The organism is Faecousia intestinalis, assembly GCF_040096185.1.
Lineage (GTDB): Bacteria > Bacillota > Clostridia > Oscillospirales > Oscillospiraceae > JAZOXB01.
In genome coordinates this window covers 1-1,893 of record NZ_JBBMFF010000043.1, presented here as the reverse complement: position 1 = coordinate 1,893, position 1,893 = coordinate 1, and the positions used below count along the sequence as shown (strand labels likewise).

Below are 1,893 nucleotides of genomic sequence, written 5' to 3'. Positions count from 1 at the left end.
CAAGGGGCACGCCGCATCCGTAAGGCGGCAAAGCCGCCAACGGCTGCGCAGTGAGCGCCGCTACAGACGCAATTGGTGCATGCCATTGTATCGATACCCAACGCGAATCGCCGGTGCAGCGCCGGGCGAGGCATGCCGCGCACCCACAACGCGCCATCGATGTCCCGCCTGTTTTTCGCCATCGATTTCCGGGCATAATTCCCCTTACCGGCGCGTATATATGACCATACGGCACAGGGGAGGAGACGGTGGAACATGGCAAAGGAACCAATGGACGGGCCGCATGAGCTGCGGCTGGAGAACCGCGCGCGGCTGAGCGTAAACGGCGTGCGCGAGGTGGAGAGCTTCGACGAGGAATCCGTCGTGCTGCACACGACGAAGGGAGTTCTGGTCATCCGCGGCCAGCAGCTGCACCTGCAGACGCTCTCCATCGACGGCGGGCAGGTCGCCGTCGACGGGACCGTGGACGCAATGTCCTATGAGGAGGCGCAGCGTAAGGGCGGCCTGTTCTCGCGCCTGCTGCGCTGAATGGAGCAGCCGCTGCTGCTGCAGGCCCGGCAGTTCCTGCTGTCCGCCGCCCTCGGGGCGGCACTCGGCCTGCATTACGATCTGCTGCGCGGCCTGCGCCGCTGGGCGCGCTGGCTGACGCACCCGCTCGACCTCTGGTTCGCGCTGAGCGTGCTTGCGGCGAATCTGTGGTTTGCCCTGCGCATCGGCGGCGGGCAGTTCCGCATCTTCGCCCTCGTGGGAAGCGCTTTGGGCGCAGCGGGCTATTTTGCCGGGCCGAGCCGCCTGCTTCTGCCCTTTTTTGGAAGCTTCTGGAAACTTTTTACGGCCCCCGGACGGCTCCTTGCCCGCGGAAGCAAAAAATTTTTCGAAAAAACGGGAATTTTTTCGAAAAACATCTTTTCATCGGCGAAAAAATCGGTTACAATAAAAAACAGACACCGCCGCATGCGGCGGCACGATACCAACAGCGTGGGAGGAGAGCAGGATGCGCCTGCGAAAATCATCACTCATTACAAAACTTCTGATCCTCGCGGTCATGATCTACGCGATCGTGACGGTGGTCACCCTCCAGCCGCAGATCAGCGACTCGCGCCAGCAGGCAGCGGCTCTGCAGGCAGACGTCGCCAGCGCGCAGCAGGCCAATCTGGCTCTGGAGCAGGACATCGCCAACGTCGGGACGGATGAGGCCGTGATGAAGATCGCGCGGGAACGCCTGAATCTCGTCGAAGACGGCGAAATGATTTTTATCGACAGCGACAAATAAACGGAGGGCAATACGGCGTATATGGAGTTCACGGTCGGCGCATTACTCGAGGGCAAGGTCAAGTCCATCACAAAATTCGGCGCATTCATCACCCTGCCGGAAAACCGCACGGGCATGGTGCACATTTCGGAGGTCGCCAATACATATGTCAGCGACATCCACGATCATCTGACGGAGGGGCAGGACGTCAAGGTCAAGGTCATCGGCATTGACCCGGCGGGCAAGATCAGCCTTTCCATCAAGCGGACGCAGGAGCCGGAGCGGCGCGAGCGCCGTCCCCAGCAGGACCGCCGTCCGCAGCAGGACAGACGCCCCCCGCGTCAGGACAGTGCGCCCAAGGGTCCGCAGACCTTTGAGGAGAAGCTGAAGCAGTTCATGTCGGACTCCGACAGCCGCATCGCGGGCTGCCGCCAGTATGAGCACAAGACAAAGTCCCGGAGAAGATAAAACGAGCGCCTGCTGCAGCTGCAGCAGGCGTTTTTCGTGGTGAGATTGTAGGGGAGGGGACAGCCGGGCCCGGCGCAATGCTGCCGATCCGTACAGGCCATCGTTAAAATGGTATGCACTCCCGAATTGTCATTGCGAGGGCGCTTCGCGCCCGTGGCAATCTCACGCACCAA

3 protein-coding genes and 1 pseudogene are annotated in these 1,893 nt (G+C 61.5%); all 4 read left to right on the top strand.

Annotation, left to right across the window (positions count from 1 at the left end):
- Positions 1 to 255 precede the first annotated feature (255 nt).
- The gene (gene yabP / locus WMO66_RS00495; RefSeq protein WP_349134446.1) at positions 256 to 528 is read left to right on the top strand and encodes a sporulation protein YabP; all 273 of its coding nucleotides are present in this window, start codon (positions 256 to 258) and stop codon (positions 526 to 528) included.
- Positions 529 to 771, top strand: a pseudogene (gene yabQ / locus WMO66_RS14445) (spore cortex biosynthesis protein YabQ); the annotation flags it as partial.
- A 223-nt stretch (positions 772 to 994) separates the two neighbouring features.
- The gene (locus WMO66_RS00490; protein WP_349134445.1) at positions 995 to 1,273 is read left to right on the top strand and encodes an FtsB family cell division protein; all 279 of its coding nucleotides are present in this window, start codon (positions 995 to 997) and stop codon (positions 1,271 to 1,273) included.
- Between the two features lie 21 nt (positions 1,274 to 1,294).
- The gene (locus WMO66_RS00485; protein WP_349134444.1) at positions 1,295 to 1,720 is read left to right on the top strand and encodes a S1 RNA-binding domain-containing protein; all 426 of its coding nucleotides are present in this window, start codon (positions 1,295 to 1,297) and stop codon (positions 1,718 to 1,720) included.
- Positions 1,721 to 1,893: the final 173 nt, after the last annotated feature.